Raw genomic sequence first — 22,267 nt, 5'->3', positions numbered from 1 at the left:
ACGAGCAGGCCGTCACCGTCCCGCACGGCGGCACGGTGGTGGAATGGCTCGTCGAGGACGGGGACCCGGTCGCCCCGGGGATGCCGCTGCTGCGCATCCACCCGCAGGGATCGGTGTGACTCGCGTGACCGTTCGCGCAGGAACCAGCATCGTCGACCGGGAGGCCGCAGCGTGACCGCATCCATCCGTCCCGCCGTCGGAGCACCGCACGCCCGCATCCTGGGTGTCGGCGGCTACCGTCCGGTGCGGGTCGTGCCCAACTCCGAACTGATCGAGCGCATCGACTCGTCCGACGAGTGGATCCAGTCGCGCTCCGGGATCAAGACGCGCCGCTGGGCCAACTCCGAGGAGACCGTCGCCGAGATGTCGATCGCGGCGGCCGGCAAGGCCCTCGCGCACGCCGGTGTCTCCGCGGAGCAGGTCGGCTGCGTCATCGTCTCGACGGTCACCCACCTCAAGCAGACCCCCGCGATCGCGACCGAGATCGCGTACCGGCTCGGCGCCGGCGGCGGTCGCGCGGCGGCCTTCGACGTGTCGGCCGCGTGCGCGGGCTTCTGCTACGGGCTCACCCTCGCGAACGACATGGTGCGCGGTGGCAGCGCCGAATACGTGCTGGTCATCGGCGTCGAGCGGCTGTCCGACCTGACCAACCCCGACGACCGCTCGACGGCGTTCATCTTCGGCGACGGCGCGGGCGCCGTCGTGGTGGGCCCGTCCGACGTGCCGGGCATCGGCCCGGTGGTCTGGGGCTCGGACGGCGCCAACAAGGACACCATCACGCAGACCGAGTCGTGGGAGGAGCTGCGGAACAACTCCGAGGCCCCCTTCCCGACGCTGCGCATGGAGGGCCAGACGGTCTTCCGCTGGGCCGTGTGGGAGATGGCGAAGGTGTGCAAGGAGGCCCTGGACGCGGCCGGCGTCGAGGCCGCCGAGCTCGACGCGTTCATCCCGCACCAGGCCAACATGCGCATCACCGACGCGATGATCAAGGCCCTCAAGCTGCCCGCCGAGGTGCCCGTCGCACGCGACATCGCCGAGACCGGCAACACCTCCGCGGCGTCCATCCCGCTGGCCATGGAGCGCATGCTCGAAACCGGTGAGGCGCCCAGCGGCGGCACCGCGCTCGTCATGGGCTTCGGGGCCGGTCTCGTCTACGCGGGCCAGGTCATTACGCTTCCCTAGTCCCGCGCAGACCCGCGGTCTTCCCCAGGACCTTCCCGGCTTCCGGGGTTCCCGGGGCATCCAGGACTTCTGCACATCGGCCGGCACACCGCACGGCCGAGGACAACCACCACAGGCAACACCGACGCATTCAAGGAGCACCATGGCAACGCAGGAGGAGATCCTCGCGGGTCTCGCCGAGATCGTGAACGAGATCGCGGGCACGGACGTCGAGGACGTCCAGCTCGACAAGTCGTTCACCGAGGACCTGGACATCGACTCGCTGTCGATGGTCGAGGTCGTCGTCGCCGCCGAGGAGAAGTTCGACGTCAAGATCCCGGACGACGACGTCAAGGGCCTGCGCACCGTCGGCGACGCCGTCAACTACATCCTCAAGGCCGCCTGAGACCCGACCGAGGCCGACCGCGGGTCCGGGTCCCGGGCACGACCGCCCGGACATCCCGCCGGGACAACCGGGACCCGGACCCGCCGGCCGCCGGCCACCGACCGGCGTCAGAACCACCTTCCGTTCCAACCTTCGTGGGAGTGATCTTCCAGTGAGCCCGACCAAGCGCACCGAGACCCCGCGCACCGTGGTCGTCACCGGTCTGGGCGCGACCACTCCGGTCGGCGGCGACGTCGCATCGACCTGGTCCGCACTGCTGGCCGGCAAGTCCGGCATCCGCACGCTGACCGAGGAGTGGGCAGAGCAGCTCCCCGTGCAGTTCGCCGGCCGCATCGCCGTCGAACCGCTGGACGTGATGCCGAAGGTCGAGGCACGCAAGCTCGACCGGTCCGCGCAGTTCGCCATGATCGCCGCCCGCGAGGCGTGGCTGGACGCGGGCTACACGGCCAAGAACACCGCCGCCGAGGACGGCACCGGTGCCACCGTGGAGCCCACCCGGCTCGGCGTGGTCATCGCGTCCGGCATCGGCGGCGTCACCACGCTGCTGGACGCGTGGGACGTCTTCAAGGAGAAGGGCCCGCGCCGCGTCGGACCGCTCGTGGTCCCGATGCTGATGCCCAACAGCCCGGCCGCCAACGTCGGCATCGAGCTGAGCGCGCGGGCCGGTGTGCACACCCCCGTGAGCGCCTGCGCGTCCGGCGCCGAGGCCGTGGCGTACGCCCTGGAGATGATCCGCTCGGGCCGCGCCGACGTCGTGGTCTGCGGCGGCACCGAGGCGGCCATCCACCCGCTGCCGATGGCCGCGTTCGCCAACATGATGGCGATGTCGAAGCGGAACGACGAGCCGCAGCGTGCGTCGCGCCCGTACGACAAGGGCCGCGACGGCTTCGTCATGGGCGAGGGGGCCGGCTGCCTGGTGCTGGAGAGCGCCGAGTACGCCGCCGCCCGCGGTGCCCGGGTGTACGCCGAGGTCGCCGGCGCCGGCATGACCTCGGACGGCCACCACATCGCGCAGCCCGAGCCCGAGGGCCGCGACATCGCCCGCGCGATGGCCTACGCCATCGAGGACGCCGGCGCCTCCGTCGACCAGGTCGTGCACATCAACGCGCACGGCACCTCGACGCCGGCCGGCGACATCACGGAGCTGAAGGCCATCCGCTCGGTGCTGGGCGACGAGGCCGCCGACAAGGTGACCGTCACCTCCACCAAGTCGATGACCGGCCACCTCCTCGGCGGCACCGGTGCCGTGGAGTCGGTCGCCACCGTCCTCGCGGTCTACCACCGTATGGCTCCGCCCACCATCAACGTCGACGACCCGGACGACGAGGTCTGCCTCGACATCGTCCGGAACGACCCGCGTCCGCTCCCGGACGGGGAGATCGTCGCGCTCAACGACTCGTTCGGATTCGGCGGACACGACGTGGTCGTCGCCTTCCGCAGCGCGGGCTGACGCCCGTTCAGGACGGAGCTTTCCCCTCAACATGACAGTCATGGAGAACCGACCGGCGGCCGCCGTACCCGGCAAGCCCGACCGGGACAGCGATCCGCGCAACCCGCGGCTGCGCTTGCAGCGTCTCGTCGACGAAGGCAGCTACGAGGAGATCTCGCCTTACGACCGCTCCGGCATGCTCGCGTGTGTCGGCACGGTCAACGGCGCGCGCGTCGTCGCGTATGCCTCCGACCCGACCGTGCAGGGCGGCGCCATGGGCGTCGAGGGCTGCCAGGTCGTCGTCGAGGCCTACGAGCGGGCGCTGGCCGAGAGCTGCCCGATCATCGCCCTGTTCCACTCCGGCGGCGCGCGCCTCCAGGAAGGGGTGGCCTCGCTGAACGCGGTCGGCCGCATCTTCCACGCGATGACGCTGGCCTCCGGCAAGATCCCGCAGATCTCGGTGGTGCTCGGTGCCGCCGCGGGCGGCGCCGCCTACGGCCCGGCGCTGACCGACCTGGTCATCCTCGCGCCCGAGGGCCGCGTCTTCGTCACCGGTCCGGACGTCGTGCGCTCGGTCACCGGCGAGGACGTCGACGCCCTGCGTCTGGGCGGCCCGGAGCCGCACGGCCGCCGCAGCGGCGTCGTGCACGTCGTCGCGGACTCCGAGCAGGACGCCCTCGACCGCGCCCGGCAGCTCGCCGACCTGCTGGCGAACCAGGGCGAGATCGACGGCGCGCGCCTGGACCGCCGCGAACTGGCGGCCCTGCTGCCGGAGTCGGCGAAGCGGGCGTACGACGTGCACCCGGTCGTCGAGAACCTGCTCGACCAGCCGGGCCTCGAACTGCACCCGAAGTGGGCGCCGAACATCACCACCACGCTCGGCCGCCTCGGCGGGCGCACGGTCGGTGTCGTGGCCAACAACCCGCTGCGCCTCGGCGGTTGCCTGGACTCGGCGTCGGCGGAGAAGGCCGCGCGCTTCGTGCGCATGTGCGACGCGTTCGGTGTGCCGCTGGTCGTGGTCGTGGACGTGCCGGGTTACCTGCCGGGCGTCGGGCAGGAGTGGGACGGCGTCGTACGCCGCGGCGCGAAGCTGCTGCACGCGTTCGCCGAGTGCACGGTGCCGCGCGTGACGCTGGTGACCCGCAAGTCGTACGGCGGCGCGTACATCGCCATGAACGCCGCGTCGCTCGGCGCCACGAAGGTGCTGGCCTGGCCGACCGCCGAAGTGGCCGTCATGGGCGCCGTCGCCGCGATCCGCATCCTGCACCGCCGCCGCCTGGCCGAAGTGCCGGACGAGCTGAAGGCACAGGTCGAGCAGGAGCTCGCGGCCGAGCACGAGAAGGTCGCGGGCGGGCTGCAGCGCGCCGTCGAGATCGGCGTCGTGCACGAGATCATCGACCCGGACGAGAGCCGCGTGGCGCTGGCGAAGGCCATCGCCGAGGCCCCGCAGGTGCGCGGCGCCCACGGGAACATCCCGCTGTAGGGACACGAACGAAGGTGGGCGGGCCGAGGGTTGTTCTCCTCGGCCCGCCCACCGGCGTTTGCGCTTCCCGGGCGACCGTGGACAACCGTTGGGCCGTCAGGGTGACGCGGTGTGCCGAAGCGCGGCGTCCGGTCGTTGGGCGGGGTGTCCATCCGTCCAGCCAGGAAGGTCCTCTCATGCGCGTAAGCCGAGCCGCCGTGGCCACCGCCGTCGCCTTCGGAGTCGGGGCGGCCGTCGCACCCGCCGCCCACGCCGACGCCGCCGACTCCACCGCGCTCACGGTGCCCGTCGAGCAGCTGAACCCCGTGTCGAACTGGTTCGGCCCCACCGACCTCTGGTACGCCGGAGGTTCCTTCGGCGGCTCGGGCACGACCTCGTTCGGCGGCTCGGGCGACACGTCCTTCGGCGGCTCCGGCAGCTGAGGCGGACGGTACGACGAGGGGCCGCTCCCGGTCGGGAGCGGCCCCTCGTCGTACCGCTGCGGTGCGTGCCGGTTGTCGGGTCGGCGCCGGCCCGAACGGGGGCGGACGGGGCGGCCGGGCTCAGACCACCTGGTGCAGCCAGCGCACCGGCGCACCCTCACCCGCGTAGCGGAACGGCTCCAACTCGTCGTCCCACGGCTTGCCGAGCAGCTTCTCGATCTCGCTCTGCAGGTCGCACTCGCCGCGCGCGGCCCGGCCGAGCACCGCGCGCAGGCGGTCCTCGGGGATCAGGATGTCCCCGTGCGCGCCCGTGACGGCATGGAAGATGCCGAGGTCCGGGGTGTTGCTGTAGCGCTCGCCCTCGGCGCCGGGGGACGGCTCCTCGGTCACCTCGAAGCGCAGCAGGTGCCATCCGCGCAGCGCGGACGCCAACTTGGCCGCGGTGCCGGGGCGGCCGTGCCACGACATCTCAGCGCGCAGCATCCCTGGCGCGGCCGGCTGACGGACCCAGTCCAAGCTCAGGCGCACGCCAAGAACGCCCTGTGCGGCCCACTCGACGTGGGGACACAGCGCGCGCGGCGCGGAGTGCACGTACAAGACTCCACGTGTCGTCACCGGGACCTCCAGGCTAAGGACGAGGTTCGCCTTCCCCAGCGGCCTCGGGACCTGCCTTGATCACCTGCTCCGACCCACGTGCCCTACCGTGCGTCCGTCTTCTTGCGTCCTGCTGTTCTGCTGTTGTGCGGTTCAGCTCCTCGGCTGCCGGCCGGAACCGGCCGCATGTGCTCCTACGCGCGGTTTGTGCGATTCATTGTGCCTCACGCAGTGCCTCACGCACATCGGAAGCACCACGCGAAACAATCACTCTCCGTATACACGATCAGGATTACACCGGAAACCGGAGTTCCAAACGTCACTCACAGTCTCGGATTTTGTGAGCCACTGCACTCACCCTGCCCCGCGGATCCCGAACCCATCCCTCCGCACCCCAGCATTCACCCGAAGGGATGACATACCGTCAGGAGGAGCCGCAAACGCCAACCGCCCGCGACACCCGATGTGTTCGAGGGTAGGCGGCGGGGCGCGGATGCGCAGGAGGATTCGGCCGGGCAATCCGCGTGGGTGGGGACGGAGGGGGCAACAGTGGGCATCGGGAGCGGGGCGGGGCTGCCGCGCGCACGGGCGACCATGCCGCGCGCGGGGGCGGCAAAGGCTCGGGCCGAGGGCGCCGGCAGGCGAACACCGGGGCGTGGCACGGGCATACGCGGAACGCTCCGCCGCAGAGCCGGCGCCGTCCTGGCCTCTCTCACCCTCGCCGCGGTCGCCGCGTGCTCCTCGGGCGGCGGCTCCGACAACGTGCAGCGCGCGGGCGACGAGCTGGGGGTGGTTCCGGCCGGGCCGCCCGGAACGTCGGCCGCTCCCCTTGCCACGTCCTCGCCGACCACATCCGCACGGACCACCACCCCGTCGACGGGGCCGTCCGCGGCCACGAGCAAGGCACCTGCGCGGCCGTCCGGCCCGTTCCCCAAGCCGAGGTCGATGGCAGCGCTCGGCGACTCCATAACGCGCGGGTACGACGCGTGCTCGGTGCCGCTGAAGGACTGCCCGTCGAAGTCGTGGGCGACGGGCGACGACGTCGACAGTCACGCCAAGCGCCTCGGGGTGCCGCGCGACGCGGTGCACAACGACGCGCGTACGGGCGCGCGAATGAACGAACTCGACGACCAGGCCCGCGTCGCCGTCGGACAGGGCGTGGAGTACGTCACGATCCTCCTCGGCGCGAACGACGCCTGCCGCGACAAGGAGTCGCAGATGACGTCGGTCTCCGACTTCGAGCAGCAGCTGCGCGAGGGGCTGACCGTGCTGCGCCAGGGGCTGCCCGGTGTGCGCGTGCTCGTGGTGAGCGTTCCGGACGTCGCACGACTGTGGGAGGTGGCGCGCGGCGAGCGCCTGGCCCGGGCGGTGTGGTCGACCGGCATCTGCCAGACCGTGCTGGCCGATCCGGAGTCCACCAAGCCGGACGACATCGAACGGCGCCAACGGGTGCGGGACCGGGTCGTCGCGTACAACGAGGTGTTGCGCAAGACGTGCAACGAGTGGGCGGAGCAGTGCCGCTACGACGGCGGCGCGGTCAACGCGCACCGGTTCACGAAGAACGACCTGAGCCACTGGGACTGGTTCCACCCGAGCGGCCAGGGCCAGGGAGTCATCGCCGAACTCACGAGCCGCAACGGCTTCCGCTGGCAGGCGTAGTCGTTTTCCGGTCGGCGGGGATCGGCGTCGTGGACGCGCGGCACCTAGCGGACCGGAGTACGCGCCGCTCGGGCGCCACCCCAACGCCACCCACCCGAACGGGTGAAACGTCGCGGTTCGTTGCGGACAGTGTTGCTAAGCTCGCGGGCGAAGCGCGACAGTAGCCGGGCAAACACAATCCGTGATCGGCGTTCGCACCTGGTGCGTACGGTTCCCTCCGGACCTTCGGAGGAAACCACGTCATCGGTCGGCCGATCATGCGCGCCGACGTGAGTGGGGCGGGTGGGACTCGAACCCACGACCGAGGGATTATGAGTCCCTTGCTCTAACCGGCTGAGCTACCGCCCCGTGCCGACACCTACCTGTATCGGCCCCGGCAGCATAGCCGTTCGCGATGCAACCCTGCTCGCCGGGTTTCCTCTCGGCCGCCCTCCGCGCTCCCCGCACGCACTCCCGGTACGCCGTCCGCGCACCGGTCCTGCCGTCGCGTACCGCCTGTGATCGGGTGAAAAGCCGTGCCAGGCAGCCGTTTTCGCGTTCCGCTCCGCCGGCATGCTGCGTTCGGGTGAAGGCCGAGTGCGGCCACACCGCGACCAGAGGGCTGCCAGCGGGCTGCCGGGTCCACCCCGAGTCCGCACCGGGAGCCGTGTCGATTGCGGGGTGGCGGCGGGTCGAACGCGCGCGGAGCGGGATCGACACGAGCTGCCTGCGGGCTGCGCGCCGGCTGTCCGCAGTTGCGTATGGGCGACGCACGACGACAGCACGGCGACGGCCGACGACGGAACGGCGGACGAAACCGCGACAACACAAAGCCCCATGGTGATGACCATGGGGCTTGCCTGCCGGGATCTTCGTGGGGCTGCTCCCCCGACTGGACTCGAACCAGTAACCTGCCGGTTAACAGCCGGCTGCTCTGCCAATTGAGCTACAGGGGATTGCGCTGACCGCCTTGGCGATCGCTGCGTGGAATACATTAGCGCACTCCGAGGGGTGCCTCGTACACGGGTTTTCCGGGGCGATACGCCCGCGGTCGGCGGGGCACACCCGACCTGCGGGCCCCCACCTGGCAGACTCGCGACCGACCCCGGCTTCCCGTGCCGTGCCCCGGCCTGCCCCCGCGGCGGTTGTCCTGCCGTCGTCGCGGGTAGTCGTGGACTCGCAGCAATCGACGGGACCGCACCTTATGGAGGGATTCCCCATGGGCACCCGCATCACCTTCGTCGCCGGCCTCGCGGTCGGGTACGTCCTGGGCGCCAAGGCCGGACGCGACCGGTACGAGCAGATCCGCAAGGCGACCCGCAGCGTCGTCGACAGCGCGCCCGTGCAGAGCGCCGGCCACGCGGCGGCGGGCTTCAGCCGCGACGCCGGCGGCAAGGCCGTGCAGAAGCTCGGCGAGCACCTGCCGGAGCGCGTCGGCCGCCACCTGCCGGACAAGTTCGCCTCGTCGGACGGCGTCCACCACAACGGGCACACCGCGGCGAACCGGCGGTACGACGACGGCCTGTAGGGCCGCCGACCGGTAGGACGGCCGGTCGGCCCGGCGGGCGTACCGCGTGCGTCACCGGCTCGCCGCCCGGGTCCCGGCCGGACGGCGGCCGCACGGCCGCGCCGGGCCGCGCCGGCTACGCGCCGACCGGTCAGCCGCGGCGGTGCCGGCCGGTCACCCCGCCCGCGTCGCGCGACGCGGCCTCCGGATGCAGCCCGTCCCGCACCTCCGCGTACTGCTCGCGTACCGCGATGCCGACCGCGAGGTCCTCCTCGCCTGCCCCCGCGAACACGGTGGCGGACCGGGGCCATGTCGGGACGTCCGGCTTGCCGGACAACGCCCAGGCCGCCTGCCGGGCCACCCCGAGCGCGGCCGCGCGGGCCGCCTCGGTCGGCTCCGGGACGGCGACCGGGACGCCGAAGAGCATGGGGGCGACCGAGCGCACCGCCGCGGAGCGGGCCCCGACGCCGACGAGGATCACCCGTTCGACGACCACCCCGCAGGCCCGCAGCACGTCGAGGGCGTCGGCCAGCCCGCACACCATGCCCTCGACCGCGGCCCGGGCGAAGGCCTCGGGCGTCATGCTCTCGCGGTGCAGCCCCGTCAACGTGCCCGCCGCGTGCGGGAGGTTGGGCACGCGCTCCCCGTCCAGGTAGGGCAGCATCACCAGCCCGCACGCCCCCGGGGTCGCCCGGAGCGCGAGTTCGTCGAAGCCGGCCGTGTCGACGCCGAGCATCGCGGCGGCACCGCGCAGCACGCGGACCGCGTTGAGGGTGCGGACGATCGGCAGCCGCCGCCCGGAGGCGTCCGCCAGGCCCGCGACCATGGGGTCCGCGGTGGGGGCGTCGTGCACCGCGAACGCCGCGCCCGCCGCGCCGACCGCGATGACGACGTCGCCGTGTTCGAGGCCGAGGCCGAAGGCGAGAGCCGCCTCGGCTCCCGCGCCCGCCGAGATGACCAGCCCCTCGGGGGTGCGCCCGGCCGTCTCGCCGGGGCCGACGAGGCGCGGCAGGCGTACCGGGCGCCCGAAGGCCTGCTCGGCCAGGTCCTCGCGCCAGCCGCCGGTATGCGGCGACCAGTAGCCGGTGGTCGAGGCGTCCGAGCGGTCGGTGGTCAACTCGGCCGGGCAGCCGAGGAGTTGCCAGGTGAGCCAGTCGTGCGGGAGAGCGGCGGCCACGACGCGGGCGGCGGCCTCGGGCTCGAAGCGCAGGAAGCGGCGCAGGTGGGACACCGCGGTGGCGGCGTTCGGGACGAGTCCGGTGGCGGTCAACCACTCCTGCGGCCCGCCCAGTTCCTCGACGAGTTCGGCTGCGGCGCCCGATGCGCTGATGTCGTCGTGCGGCAGGGGTGGGGCGACCACGACGCCCGTGGCGTCGAGCGCTATGAGGCCGTGGCCCTGGGCGGTGACGCCGATGGCCTCCACGTCGTCGAGGGTGCCGCCGCCGGCCGCCTCGCCGAACGCCCGCAGCCACGACACCGGGTCGCCGTGCGCGCCGTCCGCGAAGCGGACCACGGCCTGGCGGCGGATGTCGCCGGTGTCACCGTCGCACACGACGATCCGGGCGGCCCGGTGCGAGCAGTGGACCCCGGCGACGAGACGACCGCGCATGCTGACCATGGCGGCAGTTTAGGAGGCGGCGGGGACGGCGCGAGGCCGGACGGTACGTCCCGGACCCGGCCGGCGCCGGGCCCGAGACGGGGTCCCGACCTGGGCCCGGCCGTTGGTACGGCCCTTGGTACGGCTGGTGTCACGTGTCGAGGTAGCCGCGCAGTTGGTCGGCGTACGACCGGTCGCGGAGCTTGGACAACGTGCGCGATTCGATCTGCCTTATGCGCTCGCGCGTGACGCCGAACTTGCGTCCGATCTCCTCCAGGGTGCGCGGCTGCCCGTCGGCCAGGCCGTAGCGCATCTGCACGACGCTCTTCTCCCGGTCGCCGAGCGTCGAGAGCAGCGCCTCCAGATGTTCGCGGAGCATCAGGTACGCCGCGGACTCGGCGGGCGAGGCCGCGTCGGCGTCCTCGACGATGTCGCCGAGCAGCACCTCGTCCTCGCCGACGGGCGTGTGCAGCGACACCGGTTCCTGGGCGAGCCGCAGCACGTCCACCACCCGCGCGGGGTCGAGGTCGAGCACGGCGGCCAGGTCCTCGGGGGTCGGTTCCTCGCCGCGCTCCTGCACGAGGCGGCGTTGCACGCGTACTACCCGGTTGATGAGTTCGACGACGTGCACCGGTACGCGGATCGTGCGGGCCTGGTCGGCGAGCGCGCGGCTCATCGCCTGGCGGATCCACCAGGTCGCGTACGTGGAGAACTTGTAGCCGCGCGTGTAGTCGAACTTCTCGACGGCTCTGATGAGTCCGAGGTTGCCCTCCTGGACCAGGTCGAGGAGGCTCAGGCCGCGTCCGACGTACCGCTTGGCGACCGAGACCACGAGCCGCAGGTTGGCCTCGATCAGGCGGCGCTTGGCCGCGCACCCTTCCGCGACGAGGTGTTCGAGCGCGGCCCGCAGGGCGGGGTCGTCGAGGGAGGGCTCGCGGGCGAGCTTCTCCTCGGCGAAGAGCCCGGCCTCGACGCTCCGGGCGAGTTCGACCTCGTCGGCGGCGGTGAGGAGCTGGATGCGGCCGATCTCGCGCAGGTATTGGCGCAGGAGGTCGGCGGAGGGGCCGTGCGAGTCGTCGGGAACCGGGGCTTCGGGAGCGGGCTCGGCCTCGTCGGACGCGGACGCGGACTCGGACTCGGACTCGGGCGGGGGTTCGGGCGGAGGGTCGGGCCCCGTCGCGCGTGCGGGCGTGCCGGGGTCCGCGGTCACGGCCGGGTCGTCGGGGGCGTCCGTCCTCGTGTCCTGCGGAGGCGGCCGGCCGGGCGCCTCCGCGCGCCTCGTTGTGTGCTGCTGCACGTCCCCCAGTTTGGAGCACGTGGCACCCGGATGCCGAGAGTGTGAACCCGCCGAGAATGACGAAATTGTCGGCGGGCTATGGCAGATCCGGCGGAATCAGGGGTAATCCGAGGATTACGGCACGGCGTGTCTCCTAGGCCGGGCGGTCAGATACCCAGTTTCGCCGCGATGCCGTCGAGCACGCAGTCGAGTCCGAACTCGAAGCGCCCTTCGGTGTCGTCCTTGCGGACCGCGCCGAGCCCGTAACGGTGGTAGACGGGGTAACGCCCGGTCTCCATCAGCCATTTCATGTGCGGCGCGTACGCCTCGCGGAGGTCGTCGCGGGACTGCCACTGGCGGTTCTTCAGCAGTTCGAGGTGCCCGACTTCGTCGGTGATGGCACCGCGGACGTACGCCATGACGGCGTACTGCCCGTCGGCCATGGCGTCGATGTCCAGGCCCAGCCCGTCGAAGGCGGCGAGCGCGCGTTCCACACTGGCCATGACCCGCGGCGTGATGCTGACGACGCTGCGCAGCGCGAGTTCGACGGTCCAGGGGTGGCGCATCGCGATGCCGCGCATCTGGTGGGCGTGGACCCGCAGGACATCGCGCCAGGTCTCGTCGGGCACGGCGGGGTTGCGGTACTTCGTGTACGCCTCGTCGAGCATCAGCTCGAACAGTTCCTCCTTGTTCGCGACGTAGCGGTACAGCGCCATCGTCGTGACGCCGAGGTGCCCGGAGAGCTTGCGCATCGAGACGGCGTCGAGGCCTTCGGCATCGGCGATCTCGACGGCCGCGGCGGCGATCGCGGCATGGGTCAGGGTCGTGCGCGGAGCCTTGGCGGGCTTCTCCATGCGCTCCCAGATCGACACCTGGGGCGCTTGGGCCTGCTTGTCCGCCGAGTCGTCGACCGGCCTGCCGGCCGACTTGCCGGGAGGGTCGTTCGGCTTCTCGTCCACCTGGGCCATGGACGGCTCTCCTCTCGCTGGTTGCGTACACCGTATCAAGGGTTGTACACCGTACACATTGATGTGTACGGTGTACGCAGCTCGATACGCCGTACACACGCCGCTCCTCGGGAGGATCCCCATGACCGCCACCGCCACGACCGGCACTTCCGCCGCCGACACCACCCCGGTCCGCCTTGCCGTCGTCCTGGCGAGCACCCGCGACGGCCGCTTCGGTCCGACCGTCGGGACCTGGTTCACCGGGCTCGCCGAGCAGCGTGAGGACCTGGTGGTCGACGTCGTCGACCTGGTCGAGACGCCGGTCCCGTACACGATGGGCTGGGGCGACCCGGCCCCGGCCGACGCCGCGCTGTTCGCCGCGGTGACGCCCCGGTTGGCCGCCGCCGACGCGTTCGTCGTGGTGACGCCGGAGTACAACCACAGCTTCCCGGCACCACTGAAGAACCTGATCGACCAGCACTACGTCGAGTGGCAGGCCAAGCCGATCGGGTTCGTCGCGTACGGCGGCCTCGCGGGCGGCCTGCGCGCCGTCGAGCAGCTCCGGCAGGTGTTCGCCGAACTGCACGCCGTCACGGTCCGCGACACGGTCAGCTTCCACGGCGCCGCGGGCACGTTCGAGGGGTCCGAGCCCCGTGACCCGGAGGGCTGCGGCACCGCCGCCAAGACGATGCTCGACCAGGTCGTGTGGTGGGCGCGGGCGCTACGGGACGCCAAGGCCGCCCGGCCGTACGGCTCCTGAGCCGCCGTCCGTATCCGCCGGCGCCCGCTGCCCCCTGCCACCCCGCCGACGAGTAATCGGAGCCCCGTGATGACCACGACCGCACCGAAGAGGTACGACAGCCCGGGAGAGGCACCGGGAACCGCGCCGCCGCCGGGGAAACTCGACCGGAACCTGCTGGCGGTCGCCCTCGTGGTGGTCCTCGGCATGGCCATGACCGGCCTCGACATGACCGCCGTCAACGTCTCGCTCAACAGGCTCTCGTCGGACTTCTCGACGTCGCTGGCGACCGTCCAGTGGGTCGCCACCGCGTACACGCTCGCGCTGGCCGCGGTGATCCCGGTGAGTGCGTGGGCGATCGGCCGCTTCGGCACGCAACGCGTGTTCATGGCCTCGGTGGTGCTGTTCCTCGGCGGCTCGGTGCTCTGCGGAATGGCGTGGTCGATCGAGTCGCTGATCGCGTTCCGCGTGCTCCAGGGCCTGGGCGGCGGCATGATCATGCCGGTCGGCATGACGATCATGACGAGGCGTGCGGGCGAACGGATGCCGCAGGTCATGGCGATCGTCGGCATCCCGATGCAGCTCGCGCCGATGGCCGGCCCGCTCGTCGGCGGCTGGCTGGTCGACGCGGTCTCGTGGCGCTGGATCTTCTACCTCAACGTGCCGCTGGCGGTCTTCGCGCTGGTGCTCGCGGCGCGCGTACTCGGTCCCGACGAGCCGTCGCCCACCCGGCCGCTGGACGTCAAGGGGCTGCTTCTCCTGTCCCCCGGGCTGTCCGCGCTGATCTTCGGGCTGACGACGGGTGCGCACCACGGCGACTTCGGCGATGTCTCGGCCGCACTGCCGACCGCGGCGGGAGCGCTGCTGGTCGCGGCGTTCGTGCGGCACGCGTTGCGCACCGAGCACCCGCTCATCGACCTGCGGCTGCTGCGCGAACGGGCGGTGGCGATGTCGGCGACCACGCTGGCGCTGTTCATGTGCGGGTTCTTCGGGATGATGCTGCTCGCGCCGATGTACTACCAGATGGTGCGCGGCGAAAGCGCCACCGCCACCGGCCTGTTGCTGGTGCCGTCGGGGCTCGGCACGCTGGTCACGATGCCGCTGGGCGCGCGTCTCATCGGCCGGGTCGGGCCGCGGCGGATCCTGCTGACCGGGCTGTCGCTCTCGGTCGTCGGGCTCGGTACGTTCGCGGTGCTCGTGGGGGCCGGCGCCTCGTACTGGGCCCTGGGCGCGGCACTCTTCGCCACCGGCGGGGGCATGGGCATGACGATGATGCCCACGATGGCGTCCGCGATGCAGACGCTCCGGCCCGAGGCCGTGCCGGTGGCGAGCACTCTGCTGAACATCGTCCAGCAGGTGGGCGCGTCGGCCGGTACGGCGCTGATCTCGCTGGTCCTCGCCAACGCCCTGGCGGGCCGCGCGGCCGCGGACGCGCCGGGCGCCTTCCAGGTGAGCTACGCGGTCGGCATCGCGCTGCTGGTGCTGGCGCTCGTCCCGGCGTCCCGGGTGGCCCGCGCGATGGCTCCCGGGCCGCAGGCGCCGGTCGTCCACGAGAGCTGACCAGGGGCGTCCGGTACGTCTGAACGGGAGCCGTCCCGCGCGTGCTGGACGGGGCGCTCCGCAGCCCGGAGCACGGGGCGCTCCGCATCTCAGATCACGGAGGCGCCCCGCACGTCACAGTGCGGAGGCGCCGCCGTCGATCAGCGAGCGGCGGTACTTCTCCAGGTCCATCAGCTCCTGGAACGTCGCGGCGTACTCTTCGGGGGCGGCGACCGGATCGAGGCGCTGGAGGCGCGACTTCACGTCGGCGATGCGGCGGTCGGCGGAGAAGGTACGCAGCCGGACCAGGCACTCCCCCGCGTACAGCTCGTCGGGGGCGCCGGGGGTACGCACCGGTTCGACGGCAAGCTCGGTGACCAGCGCGCGGACCGCGTCGTCGGCGGCCGACTCGCGAACCGCCGGGATCCAACCGGTGTGCGCGGACGGGCCGTTGAGGCCGCCGGCGGCGGTCATCGCCTCGCGGACGGCGGCGTAGGGCGGGACGGTGAACTCGTCGGTGCCGTAGCTGTCGAACACCCGGGCGACCAACGACGGGTACTGCAACGCCAGCTTCAGGACCTCGCGCTGCACCATCTGGCGCGGGTCGCGGACGTCGGCGCGGAAGCCGCGCTGCTGCGACGCGGGCGTCGGCTGCCGCTGCGGGTCCGGGCGGCCGTCGCGCCCGGTCGGCTGGCCGCCGCGGGCGCGCTCGCGCTTCCACCGGGCCAGCTGGCCGACCCGGCCGACGACGAAGCGCTCGTCGAGGAAGCCGAGCCAGGAGTCGAGGCGTACCGCATAGGTGTGCCGCAGTGCCTGGTCCTTGATGTCCGCGACGATCGGCGCGGCGGCGTCGAGGGCCGCGACCCGGCCTTCCGCGGTCGCCAGGTCGTACCCCTCGATGCGGCTGCGGATCGCGAACTCGAAGAGCGGCACACGCGCGTCCACCAGGTCGCGCACCGCCTGGTCGCCGCGGGCCTGGCGCAGGTCGCAGGGGTCCATGCCGTTCGGCTCGACCGAGACGAACGTGCGGGTCACGAACCGCTGGTCCTCCTCGAACGCGCGCAGCGCCGCCTTCTGCCCCGCGGCGTCGCCGTCGAACGTGTAGATGACCTCACCCCGGAACTCGCCGCTGTCCATGAGCAGGCGCCGCAGGATCTTGATGTGCTCCTCGCCGAACGCCGTGCCGCAGGTGGCGATGGCACCGGTGACGCCCGAGAGGTGGCACGCCATGACGTCGGTGTAGCCCTCCACGACGACGGCGCGGCCGGTGCGGGCGATGTCCTTCTTGGCGAGGTCCAGGCCGTACAACACCTGGGACTTCTTGTAGATCGGCGTCTCGGGGGTGTTGAGGTATTTGGGCCCGTTGTCGTCCTCGCGGAGGCGGCGGGCGCCGAAGCCGATCACGTCGCCGCTGATGTCGCGGATCGGCCACACCAGGCGGCCCCGGAAGCGGTCCATGGGCCCCTTGCGGCCCTCACTGGCCAGGCCGCTGGTGAGCATCTCCTGCGGGGAGAATCCGCGGCCGCGCAGGAAGCGTACGAGGTGCTCCCAGCCGGCCGGGGCGTACCCGACGCCGAAGTGCTCGGCGTCCGCCTGCGTGAAGCCGCGGTCGGCGAGGAACTGCCGGGCGATCATCGCCTCGGTGGAGCCCAGCTGCTCGGCGAAGAACGCCGCGGCCACCTTGTGCGCCTCGACCAGCCGGGTCCGCTGCCCCTGCTGGCGGCCGGGGTTGTAGCCGCCTTCCTCGTAGCGCAACTCGATGTTGTACTGCCCTGCCAGCCGCTCGACCGTCTCCGAGAACGTGAGGTGGTCGACCTTCATCACGAACTCGAGGACGTCGCCGCCCTCCTGGCACCCGAAGCAGTGGTACAGGCCTTTGGCGGGCGAGACGTTGAACGACGGGGACTTCTCGTCGTGGAAGGGGCACAGGCCCTTGAGGTTGCCGCCGCCCGCGTTGCGGAGCTGGAGGTGCTCGCCGACCACGTCCTCGATACGAGCCGCTTCGCGGACCCGCTTAACGTCCTCGTCACGAATCCGGCCCGCCATGGGCTGAAGTGTACGTCGCCGGAGCGACAGCTCCGGTGGCGCGGCCGGTAACGTCGCGCTCTTCGGCCGACGGCAGTCGCCGGAGTCCTCGGGGAGCCGCCATGGCCCGCTCGCGTCGCCGCCGATCGTCCGCGACTTCCCTGTCGACCCACGGGTCGCGTGCGCGTGGGACCGGGTCCGTCCCCGGGCAGTCGCTCGACCTCTCGGCGGCCGCGGCGCGGGTGGCGGAGAGGTTCGCGGGATCGGCCCTGCGGTCGCCGCAGGACGGTTGCGGCCACTGCTTCGACGAGCGCGAACTGCTGCTCCTGGCCACCCCCGACGCGCCGCTGACGCGGGACCTCGCCATGCGCGCCGCGTGGAAGGCGCACCAGTTCGACGATGCGCACGGCCTGATGCGGCGCGTGTTGCCGTCGTTGGCGACGGCGATCGTGGACCGCGAGTACGACATGGGCCGGGCGCTCCGCGGGCTCGCGCAGGCCCGGTTCCACACCTGGCCGCCGAGCACGGCCGCCCCGGTGCTCGACCTGCTCGACACCTGGTTCCTCACGACGCTGCGGGCTCCCGGGACCGGCGCCCACCTGGTCCTGGAGGCATGTGCCGCGGCCGGCGACGGGGTGGGCCGATGGCTGGCGATGTGGGAGCGGGAGAAGACACCGGTCGCGGACGCCCACCTCGCCCAGGCGACCTGGTGGTGGGCGGGCGACTGCGCCCCGCCCTCGATCGACTGGCTCCTGGCCCCGGAGGACGTCGTGCCCGAACTGTGTGCCTGGCTCGCGGGGTACGCGGCGGAGCGGATGGCCGCGTACGGTGCGCCGCCGGAGACGGTCCGGCGGCTGCGCGGCCTCGTACCGCCGCCCGGGTCGGAGCGGGGCGCTGACGAGACAGGCGGAGACGGGTGGCCCTGCGAGGGGCAGATCGGCGAGGGGCGGCTCGGCAAGGAGGGAGACGGCGCGGAGTGGGACGGCGCGCCGCTGCCGCGGCCGGAGGAGTGGCCCGGGGTCAGGCGTCCACAGGGGTCTTGTACGTGAAGACGTAGTGGGGCGTGTGCGTCGGGGCCGGGTGGAACAGCTCCCCGGTCGCGGCGAAGCCGAGGTGCTCGTAGAAGTCCTGAGCCGACGTACGGCCGTTGCACCAGACCAGGTCGGCGCCCTGGGCGGCGGCTTCGGCGATGCCGGCCCGCAGGACGGCGGCACCATAGCCCTTGCCGCGCACGTCGGGCGCGCTGGCCATGCCGCGGAAGCGGTACGCGGGGGCGCCGTCGAGCGGGTCCGGAAAGAAGGTGACGCATCCCGCGACGCGCCCGTCGGGGTCGTAGGCGGCGAGGTGGAACGTACCGGGCAGCGCGTCCTCGGGGTAGACGGCGGTCTCCCTCGGAAGGCCTTCCCGCAGTACGGACCAGCGGAGGTCGAATATCTCCTCGACCGGGACACGTTCGATCCGCACTCGTCTCTCCGTCTTCGCGCCCGGGTCTTCGCGCCCGGGGTGGCTCTCCGGCCCCCGGCCGGTTGTCGCCGTCCAGTTTTCCACGCGGGTCCGGCGGGGTCCGCGGGGGCTCCGGCGGTCAGGTGCCGAGGGCGCGGTGCAGCGCGAGGGCGGCGTCGTCGGTCAGCGAGGCGACCTGGTCGACGATGACCCGCAGGCGCGCGGCGTCGGTCGCGGCTGCCTCGTAGTCGGGGCGCAGCGCGGGGTCCAGCGCGTCGGGGGCGCCGGCGGCCAGCATCTCCACGAGATCGGTCACGACGGCCCGCTGGCGGGCGCGCAGTTGTTCGAGGTCGGCGCGCGCCATCACGTAGTGCGCGGTGAGCGCCTTGAGGACGGCGCATTCGAGGCGGGCCTCGCGCGGTACGAGGAGGTCGGCGGCGTACCGCACGCCCGGGACCGGCCCGAAGAAGTCGCGCGTCTCGCTCTCGGCGGCCAGGCACAGGCGGCCGATCAGCTCGCTCGTGGTGTTCTTCAGCCGGGCCTGGGCACGGCGCGAGCCGTCGAAGCCGGTGGGCCAGAACTCGGTGGCCAGCAGGCGGTCGAGGGCGGCGGCGAGTTCGTCCTCGGGGGCGAGGGCGTAGCGGCGGGCGGCCAGGGCGAAGACGTCGGCGCGTTCGCCCGGGGCGTTGAGGCGGTCGAGGTCGATGCGGCCGGAGTACACGGCATCCTCGAAGTCGTGGACGCTGTAGGCGACATCGTCGGACCAGTCCATCACCTGGGCCTCCAGGCTGCGGCGTCCTTCGGGCGCGTCGCGGCGTACCCAGTCGAACACCTCGATGTCGTCCTCGTAAACGCCGTACGTGCGCACGCCCTCGCGCCGCGGCCACGGGTACTTGAGCACGGCGTCGAGTCCCGCGCGCGTGAGGTTCAGGCCGACGCTCCGGGTCGCGTCGAAGGTCTTGGGCTCCAAGCGGGTCAGCAGGCGCAGGCTCTGCGCGTTGCCCTCGAAGCCTCCGCACGAGGCGGCGGCCCGGTCGAGTGCCTCCTCGCCGTTGTGGCCGAACGGCGGGTGGCCGAGGTCGTGGGCGAGGCACGCGGCCTCGACGAGGTCCGGGTCGCAGCCGACGGCCTGGCCGAGTTCGCGGCCGATCTGGCCGCATTCGAGAGAGTGCGTCAGGCGCGTACGCGGGACCTGGCGGCCGTCGGGCGGGGTCTCGCCGGGCACCACCACCTGCGTCTTGCCGGCGAGCCTGCGCAGCGCGGCGGAGTGCAGGACGCGCGCGCGGTCGCGCTCGAACGCGGTGCGTCCGACGCGCTTGCCGGACTCCTGGACCCAGCGCTCGCGGTCGGTGTCGTGGTACGCGGTCCGGGGTTGGGCGGGCATTCTTATCCGGCTTATCCGGTCAACCATGGCTCAACAGTAGGTACCGAGTCGGACAAGGGCGGTCGGACCACGCCGACGGGGCATGCCGGATCGGCAGCGTGCGGGCGGGTTCCGCTGCCGGGCGTGCGGGCAGGTGACTCGGGCGGGGCGTCGCGGGGACCGGGGTCAGATGACGCCATGGCCGAAGCCGGAACTTCGGCGCAGGATCCACCAGTGCAGGTACCCGGCGGTCTCACGCCCGACGTACTTGGCCTGCGTGGACCGGCTGCGCACCGCGGGGCCCTGCCGGGCGGGCGACGCCGAGGCGTCCAGCCCCTCGGCCCGAGCCATCGACCGCGAACGCAGCGCATGCCAGGGGTCGGTGACGATGACGACGCTGTTCCAGCGGTACGCCCGCATCATCTCGGCGACCGCGCGTACGCTCTGCAACGTGTCACGCCCCTCGGGAACCGCGAACACGCTTGTCTCGGCGACCTCGTGGGCGATCAGCCAGCGGCGGCCCGTGCCCGCCTCGGTGAAGCGGTCGCCCGGCATGTTGCCGCCGACGGTGACGATGCGCGGCGCGACGCCCTCGCGGTAGAGCGCCAGGGCGTGTTCGAGACGCGCCAGCAACACCGGGGAGGGGCGGCCGTCGTACTGGCTGGCGCCGAGGACGAGGATCGTGTCGACGGTCGGACGGGCGTCCTGCCGGGCGACCCACCACACGCGGGCCGCGGTGCCGACGATGACGGCGAGGACTGCGCACAGGGTCCACGCGACGACCTGACGCGCCCGACGCAAGAGCATGCGCCCGCGCGTCGGTTTCCCGCCGCCCGACTTGCGCCTTCCAGCCGCCATGCTGCAGGTGTCGCCGGTGCTCCGGCCCCGGCCCGCGGAGTCCGAGCCTCGCTCGGAGGCGCGGCCCTCGCCGGGGCCGCCGGCTCCTGACGAGGCATCAGGCGAAGCATCAGGGGAGGCATCGGGCGAGGCGTCGGGCGAGGTGCCGGAGGGACGAGGGGCCGGGAGGCGGAGATCCGTGCGCTGCATCGCCTCACACCCTATGCCCTCAGAGTGATCGTTATGCAACACGCTGTGACAGTGCGCAGGTCGGCGACGTGCCGTTCAGCGCATGTCCGAGAGCTTGCCGCGCAGTTGCAGCACCGCCTTCGTGTGGATCTGGCAGGTACGGCTCTCCGTCACCCCGAGCACGTGGCCGATCTCGGCGAGCGTCAGCCCCTCGAAGTAGTACAAGGTGACCACCGTCTTCTCGCGCTCCGGCAGCGCGTTCACGGCGCGCGCGAGCAGGTGGCGCATCTCGCGCGCCTCGGCGACCTCGACGGGGTTGTCCGCCGTGGTGTCCTCCAGCGTGTCGACCAGGCTGAGCCGGTCGCCGGTCTCCGAGCCGGCGTGCAGGAGTTCGTCCAAGGCCATGACGTTGACCAGCGACAACTGGCTGAAGATGGTGTGCAGGTCGTCGAGCGGGATGCCCATCTCCGTCGCCACCTCGGCGTCGGTGGGCGTGCGGGTGAGGCGGCCTTCGAGGGTGGCGTACGCCTGCTCGACGTTCCGCGCCTTCTGGCGTACCGAGCGCGGGATCCAGTCCAGCGCCCGCAGTTCGTCGATGATCGCGCCGCGGATGCGGCTGATCGCGTACGTCTCGAACTTGATCGCCCGGTCGAGGTCGAACTTCTCGATCGCGTCGATGAGTCCGAAGATGCCGTACGAGACGAAGTCGGCCTGGTCGACGTTCGCCGGCAGACCGACGCCGACCCGGCCGGCGACGTACTTGACCAGCGGCGAGTAGTGCAGGATCAGGCGTTCCCTCAGCCGCGGGTCCCCGGACAGCTTGAACTCACGCCAGAGGGCGTCCAGCGCGCGGTTCGGGTCATCACCACCGCGCGGTCCGGCCGTTTCCGGCTCGGACACGGTCGTGGTGCTGCCGTCACGCCCTGGGATGTGCTTGGGCATACGTGGCCTTGAGTCGTTCCACCGAGACGTGCGTGTAGATCTGCGTCGTCGCGAGCGTAGCGTGACCGAGCGGTGCCTGAACGCTATGAAGGTCCGCGCCTCCTTCGATCAGGTGGGCCGCGGCGGTGTGCCGCAACCCGTGCGGACCGGGGTCGGGCGCGCCCGGAACGTCGGCCCGGCGCGCGTGCACCAAGGAGCGCACGGCCAGCTGATCGAGCCTGCGCCCGCGTACGCCGAGCCACGGCGCCGCGCCGCTGCGCTCCCCCCGCAGGGCCGGTCGTCCCCGCTCCGGCCAGGCGGGGACCGCCCTGACGGCCGGGGCGCCCAGGGGCACCGAGCGCTCCTTGCCGCCCTTGCCGAGGACGCGTATGACGCGGCTTTCGAGGTCGATGTCGCCGATGTCGACGCCGACCAGTTCGCCGACCCGGACGCCCATCGCGCAGCGGACTTCGAGTACTTCGAGTACGGCGCGATCCCGTAGCTCCACGGGCGTGTCGGGCGCAGCCGGGCGCTCAGGGCCGTCATCTGTGCCCGCACGGTCGGACCCGCCGCCGTCGGCCAGTTCGGCAGGCAGCGCAGCGCCGCCGCCAGTACTTTCTGCGGGAGCCATCCCCTTACGGTGATCAGTCCGCCCCTCGGGGTCAAGCACCGCCACGGCCAATGGGCGCGGCCCGCACGGCCACCGAACACGTGTCCGCGGACGCTCAGGACAGCCCGCCGGCATCCACCG

General features: G+C 72.4%; 20 protein-coding genes and 2 tRNA genes. 10 read left to right on the top strand and 12 right to left on the bottom strand.

Annotation, left to right across the window (positions count from 1 at the left end; all coding sequences use genetic code 11):
* Nucleotides 1-171: 171 nt before the first annotated feature.
* The 5 genes from ACWD12_RS15380 to ACWD12_RS15360 all read left to right on the top strand — a co-directional run bounded on the left by ACWD12_RS15380 (nucleotide 172) and on the right by ACWD12_RS15360 (nucleotide 4,901).
* Nucleotides 172-1,182, top strand: coding sequence for a beta-ketoacyl-ACP synthase III (locus tag ACWD12_RS15380; RefSeq protein WP_450099937.1), 1,011 nt, complete (start codon nucleotides 172-174; stop codon nucleotides 1,180-1,182).
* 142 nt (nucleotides 1,183-1,324) lie between these two features.
* Complete coding sequence (locus tag ACWD12_RS15375; protein WP_358348122.1) at nucleotides 1,325-1,567, top strand: acyl carrier protein; 243 nt, start codon at nucleotides 1,325-1,327, stop codon at nucleotides 1,565-1,567.
* A gap of 151 nt (nucleotides 1,568-1,718) precedes the next feature.
* On the top strand, nucleotides 1,719-3,017 hold the full coding sequence (gene fabF, locus ACWD12_RS15370; RefSeq protein ID WP_358348119.1) for a beta-ketoacyl-ACP synthase II: 1,299 nt from the start codon (nucleotides 1,719-1,721) through the stop codon (nucleotides 3,015-3,017).
* Nucleotides 3,018-3,057: 40 nt separating this feature from the next.
* Complete coding sequence (locus tag ACWD12_RS15365; protein WP_450099936.1) at nucleotides 3,058-4,479, top strand: acyl-CoA carboxylase subunit beta; 1,422 nt, start codon at nucleotides 3,058-3,060, stop codon at nucleotides 4,477-4,479.
* A 176-nt stretch (nucleotides 4,480-4,655) separates the two neighbouring features.
* Entirely contained in the window at nucleotides 4,656-4,901 is a 246-nt protein-coding gene (locus ACWD12_RS15360) for a hypothetical protein (RefSeq protein WP_358348113.1), read from the top strand.
* 120 nt (nucleotides 4,902-5,021) lie between these two features.
* Here ACWD12_RS15360 and ACWD12_RS15355 read toward each other — a convergent pair whose 3' ends face one another.
* A complete protein-coding gene (locus ACWD12_RS15355) occupies nucleotides 5,022-5,516 on the bottom strand; it encodes a DUF3145 domain-containing protein (protein ID WP_358348110.1) in 495 nt (164 codons plus the stop codon).
* A gap of 528 nt (nucleotides 5,517-6,044) precedes the next feature.
* Here ACWD12_RS15355 and ACWD12_RS15350 point away from each other — a divergent pair.
* Nucleotides 6,045-7,154 (top strand): SGNH/GDSL hydrolase family protein, encoded by a 1,110-nt coding sequence (locus ACWD12_RS15350; protein WP_450099935.1) that lies wholly within the window; start codon nucleotides 6,045-6,047, stop codon nucleotides 7,152-7,154.
* A 274-nt stretch (nucleotides 7,155-7,428) separates the two neighbouring features.
* Here ACWD12_RS15350 and ACWD12_RS15345 read toward each other — a convergent pair.
* Together ACWD12_RS15345 and ACWD12_RS15340 are read right to left on the bottom strand one after the other, a co-directional pair.
* Nucleotides 7,429-7,502, bottom strand: a tRNA-Ile gene (locus ACWD12_RS15345).
* Nucleotides 7,503-8,016: 514 nt separating this feature from the next.
* Nucleotides 8,017-8,089: transfer RNA gene (locus ACWD12_RS15340), tRNA-Asn, on the bottom strand.
* 263 nt (nucleotides 8,090-8,352) lie between these two features.
* Here ACWD12_RS15340 and ACWD12_RS15335 point away from each other — a divergent pair.
* Nucleotides 8,353-8,661, top strand: coding sequence for a YtxH domain-containing protein (locus tag ACWD12_RS15335; protein WP_358348105.1), 309 nt, complete (start codon nucleotides 8,353-8,355; stop codon nucleotides 8,659-8,661).
* Between the two features lie 130 nt (nucleotides 8,662-8,791).
* Here the strand turns inward: ACWD12_RS15335 and ACWD12_RS15330 are convergent, their stop codons facing one another.
* From ACWD12_RS15330 to ACWD12_RS15320, 3 genes are all read right to left on the bottom strand, one after another.
* The gene (locus tag ACWD12_RS15330; protein ID WP_450099934.1) at nucleotides 8,792-10,258 is read right to left on the bottom strand and encodes an FGGY family carbohydrate kinase; all 1,467 of its coding nucleotides are present in this window, start codon (nucleotides 10,256-10,258) and stop codon (nucleotides 8,792-8,794) included.
* Between the two features lie 130 nt (nucleotides 10,259-10,388).
* On the bottom strand, nucleotides 10,389-11,534 hold the full coding sequence (locus ACWD12_RS15325) for a sigma-70 family RNA polymerase sigma factor (RefSeq protein ID WP_450099933.1): 1,146 nt from the start codon (nucleotides 11,532-11,534) through the stop codon (nucleotides 10,389-10,391).
* A 146-nt stretch (nucleotides 11,535-11,680) separates the two neighbouring features.
* The gene (locus ACWD12_RS15320) at nucleotides 11,681-12,481 is read right to left on the bottom strand and encodes a TetR/AcrR family transcriptional regulator (RefSeq protein ID WP_450099932.1); all 801 of its coding nucleotides are present in this window, start codon (nucleotides 12,479-12,481) and stop codon (nucleotides 11,681-11,683) included.
* 121 nt (nucleotides 12,482-12,602) lie between these two features.
* On the opposite strand from ACWD12_RS15320, the gene ACWD12_RS15315 reads away from it, so the two are divergent.
* Both ACWD12_RS15315 and ACWD12_RS15310 read left to right on the top strand, forming a co-directional pair.
* Nucleotides 12,603-13,220, top strand: a complete 618-nt coding sequence (locus tag ACWD12_RS15315) for an NADPH-dependent FMN reductase (RefSeq protein WP_450099931.1) — start codon at nucleotides 12,603-12,605, stop codon at nucleotides 13,218-13,220.
* A 69-nt stretch (nucleotides 13,221-13,289) separates the two neighbouring features.
* Nucleotides 13,290-14,759, top strand: coding sequence for a DHA2 family efflux MFS transporter permease subunit (locus ACWD12_RS15310; RefSeq protein ID WP_450099930.1), 1,470 nt, complete (start codon nucleotides 13,290-13,292; stop codon nucleotides 14,757-14,759).
* Nucleotides 14,760-14,873: 114 nt separating this feature from the next.
* Here ACWD12_RS15310 and dnaG read toward each other — a convergent pair whose 3' ends face one another.
* Nucleotides 14,874-16,784 (bottom strand): DNA primase, encoded by a 1,911-nt coding sequence (gene dnaG / locus ACWD12_RS15305; protein ID WP_450099929.1) that lies wholly within the window; start codon nucleotides 16,782-16,784, stop codon nucleotides 14,874-14,876.
* A gap of 101 nt (nucleotides 16,785-16,885) precedes the next feature.
* Here dnaG and ACWD12_RS15300 point away from each other — a divergent pair, with 101 nt between their 5' ends.
* Entirely contained in the window at nucleotides 16,886-17,812 is a 927-nt protein-coding gene (locus ACWD12_RS15300) for a hypothetical protein (protein ID WP_450099928.1), read from the top strand.
* On the opposite strand, the gene ACWD12_RS15295 is transcribed toward ACWD12_RS15300, so the two are convergent.
* From ACWD12_RS15295 to ACWD12_RS15275, 5 genes are all read right to left on the bottom strand, one after another.
* On the bottom strand, nucleotides 17,784-18,227 hold the full coding sequence (locus ACWD12_RS15295; protein ID WP_450099927.1) for a GNAT family N-acetyltransferase: 444 nt from the start codon (nucleotides 18,225-18,227) through the stop codon (nucleotides 17,784-17,786). The genes ACWD12_RS15300 and ACWD12_RS15295 overlap by 29 nt on opposite strands.
* Before the next feature lie 118 nt (nucleotides 18,228-18,345).
* Nucleotides 18,346-19,590 carry a deoxyguanosinetriphosphate triphosphohydrolase gene (locus ACWD12_RS15290; RefSeq protein ID WP_450099926.1) on the bottom strand — a complete coding sequence of 415 codons (1,245 nt, stop codon included), beginning with the start codon at nucleotides 19,588-19,590 and terminating at the stop codon, nucleotides 18,346-18,348.
* 165 nt (nucleotides 19,591-19,755) lie between these two features.
* Entirely contained in the window at nucleotides 19,756-20,376 is a 621-nt protein-coding gene (locus tag ACWD12_RS15285) for a YdcF family protein (RefSeq protein WP_450099925.1), read from the bottom strand.
* 315 nt (nucleotides 20,377-20,691) lie between these two features.
* On the bottom strand, nucleotides 20,692-21,537 hold the full coding sequence (gene whiG, locus ACWD12_RS15280) for an RNA polymerase sigma factor WhiG (RefSeq protein WP_358348078.1): 846 nt from the start codon (nucleotides 21,535-21,537) through the stop codon (nucleotides 20,692-20,694).
* On the bottom strand, nucleotides 21,512-22,147 hold the full coding sequence (locus ACWD12_RS15275) for a tyrosine-type recombinase/integrase (protein ID WP_450099924.1): 636 nt from the start codon (nucleotides 22,145-22,147) through the stop codon (nucleotides 21,512-21,514). Before ACWD12_RS15275 ends, whiG begins: the two co-directional genes overlap by 26 nt.
* Nucleotides 22,148-22,267 lie beyond the last annotated feature (120 nt).

It is taken from the genome of Streptodolium elevatio, from assembly GCF_053592165.1.
Note: the sequence above shows the minus strand (reverse complement) of the source record. Positions and strands in the feature narration are given on the sequence as shown.

Bases quoted from the DNA above. Each gene is read 5' to 3' on its own strand.
- ACWD12_RS15320 (WP_450099932.1), bottom strand. From the start codon at position 12,481: ATGGCCCAGGTGGACGAGAAGCCGAACGACCCTCCCGGCAAGTCGGCC.
- ACWD12_RS15330 (WP_450099934.1), bottom strand. From the start codon at position 10,258: ATGGTCAGCATGCGCGGTCGTCTCGTCGCCGGGGTCCACTGCTCGCAC.
- ACWD12_RS15285 (WP_450099925.1), bottom strand. From the start codon at position 20,376: ATGCTCTTGCGTCGGGCGCGTCAGGTCGTCGCGTGGACCCTGTGCGCA.
- ACWD12_RS15310 (WP_450099930.1), top strand. From the start codon at position 13,290: ATGACCACGACCGCACCGAAGAGGTACGACAGCCCGGGAGAGGCACCG.
- ACWD12_RS15300 (WP_450099928.1), top strand. From the start codon at position 16,886: ATGGCCCGCTCGCGTCGCCGCCGATCGTCCGCGACTTCCCTGTCGACC.
- ACWD12_RS15335 (WP_358348105.1), top strand. From the start codon at position 8,353: ATGGGCACCCGCATCACCTTCGTCGCCGGCCTCGCGGTCGGGTACGTC.
- ACWD12_RS15365 (WP_450099936.1), top strand. From the start codon at position 3,058: ATGGAGAACCGACCGGCGGCCGCCGTACCCGGCAAGCCCGACCGGGAC.
- ACWD12_RS15360 (WP_358348113.1), top strand. From the start codon at position 4,656: ATGCGCGTAAGCCGAGCCGCCGTGGCCACCGCCGTCGCCTTCGGAGTC.
- ACWD12_RS15315 (WP_450099931.1), top strand. From the start codon at position 12,603: ATGACCGCCACCGCCACGACCGGCACTTCCGCCGCCGACACCACCCCG.
- ACWD12_RS15290 (WP_450099926.1), bottom strand. From the start codon at position 19,590: ATGCCCGCCCAACCCCGGACCGCGTACCACGACACCGACCGCGAGCGC.
- ACWD12_RS15375 (WP_358348122.1), top strand. From the start codon at position 1,325: ATGGCAACGCAGGAGGAGATCCTCGCGGGTCTCGCCGAGATCGTGAAC.
- whiG (WP_358348078.1), bottom strand. From the start codon at position 21,537: ATGCCCAAGCACATCCCAGGGCGTGACGGCAGCACCACGACCGTGTCC.
- dnaG (WP_450099929.1), bottom strand. From the start codon at position 16,784: ATGGCGGGCCGGATTCGTGACGAGGACGTTAAGCGGGTCCGCGAAGCG.
- ACWD12_RS15275 (WP_450099924.1), bottom strand. From the start codon at position 22,147: ATGGCTCCCGCAGAAAGTACTGGCGGCGGCGCTGCGCTGCCTGCCGAA.